Annotated in this window: 1 protein-coding gene; it reads left to right on the top strand. The window is 65.2% G+C overall.

Annotated elements, in window-relative coordinates:
• Nucleotides 1–1,877 (top strand): amino acid adenylation domain-containing protein (locus A8G15_RS27355; protein WP_156665587.1); only part of this gene is annotated, 1,877 nt, incomplete at both ends.

Here is a 1,877-nt window from a genome sequence, read left to right as displayed (position 1 = left end):
CCGTTGTTGGGTGCGGATGAGCGTGCGTTGGTGTTGGAGGGGTGGAACGATACCTCGGCTGTGGTGCCGTCGGTGACGTTGGTGGAGTTGTTCGAGGCGCAGGTGGCGCGGACTCCGGATGCGACTGCGGTGGTGTTCGACGGTGTTGCGTTGTCGTATGGGGAGTTTGCGTCGCGGGTGCGGCGGTTGGCGCGTTTTCTGGTGGCCGAGGGTGTGGGTCCGGAGTCGTTGGTGGCTGTGGGGATGCGTCGGTCGTTGGAGATGTTGGTCGCTGTGTATGCGGTGGTCGAGGCCGGTGGTGCGTATGTGCCGGTGGATCCGGATCAGCCGGCGGAGCGGGTGGGGTACATCCTCGAGACTGCGGATCCGGTGGTGGTGTTGTCGACCTCGGGGGATGGGTTCTCGGTGTCCGGGGATCGGTCCGTGGTGTGGGTGGACGAGTTGGATGTGTCGGGTTTTTCCGATGCGCCGTTGGGTGATGCGGATCGTTGGGGTGTGGTGCGGCCGGAGGGGGCTGCGTATGTGATTTTCACGTCGGGTTCGACGGGGCGTCCGAAGGGCGTGTCGGTGTCGCATGCGGCGATTGTGAATCGGTTGGTGTGGATGCAGGCCGAGTACGGTCTGTCGTCGGTTGATGTGGTGTTGCAGAAGACTCCGTTCACGTTCGATGTGTCGGTGTGGGAGTTGTTCTGGCCGTTGCAGGTTGGTGCGCGGTTGGTGGTGGCGCGGCCGGAGGGTCATCGGGATCCGGCGTATCTGGTGCGGGCGATCGTCGAGTACGGGGTGTCGGTGGTGCATTTCGTGCCGTCGATGTTGTCGGTGTTCGTGGCGGAGCCGTCGGTGGTGGATGCGGTGTCGTTGCGGTTGGTGTTTGCCTCGGGGGAGGCGTTGCCGGGTTCGGTGGCGTTGCGGTTGCGTGAGTTGTTGCCGTCGGTGCGGGTGCACAATTTGTACGGTCCGACCGAGGCTGCGGTGGATGTGACGTTCCACGAGGTGTCGGATGTGGATCGGGTGTCGGTGCCGATCGGTGTGCCGGTGTGGAACACGCAGGTGTTCGTGTTGGATGCGCGGTTGGTGCCGGTGCCGGTGGGGGTGGCCGGTGAGTTGTATCTGGCGGGTGATCAGTTGGCGCGGGGGTATGTCTCGCGTGCTGATCTGACGTCGGATCGGTTTGTGGCGAGTCCTTTCGGGGCTGCGGGGTCGCGGATGTATCGCACGGGTGATCTGGTGCGGTGGTCGGTGTCGGGGGAGTTGGAGTACATCGGGCGGACGGATTTCCAGGTGAAGGTGCGTGGGTTGCGCATCGAGCTGGGGGAGATCGAGTCGGCGTTGTTGGGTGTGGGTTCGGTGGCGCAGGCCGTGGTGGTGGTGCACGACGGTGATCTGGGTCAGCAGTTGGTGGGGTATGTGGTTCCGGAGTCGGGGGTGGTTGTCGATTCGGGTGTGGTGCGGGCCGGGTTGGGGTCGGTGTTGCCGGGGTACATGGTTCCGGATGCGTTGGTGGTTCTGGACGAGTTCCCGTTGAATGCGTCGGGGAAGTTGGATCGGAAGTTGTTGCCTGCGCCGGTGTTTCAGGCGCGGGAGTTTCGGGCTCCGTCGACTCCGGTGGAGGAGATCGTTGCGGGGGTGTTTGCCGGTGTGTTGGGGGTGGAGCGTGTCGGTGCGGATGATGATTTCTTTGCGTTGGGTGGTAATTCGCTGATTGCGACGCAGGTCGCAGCACGGCTGGGCGCCGCCCTCGACACCACGGTGCCGGTGCGCCTGCTGTTCGAGGCGCCCTCGGTGGCCGAACGGCCGCGCGAGCGGTCGTCGCGCGTGCGGGCGCGGAAGGCGTCCGGCTCGCCGCAGGCCGCGCGGGGCGTGACGCTCCATGTCGG

Source organism: Rhodococcus phenolicus, assembly GCF_001646785.1.
GTDB classification, from domain to species: domain Bacteria; phylum Actinomycetota; class Actinomycetes; order Mycobacteriales; family Mycobacteriaceae; genus Rhodococcus; species Rhodococcus phenolicus.
This window is presented reverse-complemented; position numbering and strand designations above follow the sequence as displayed.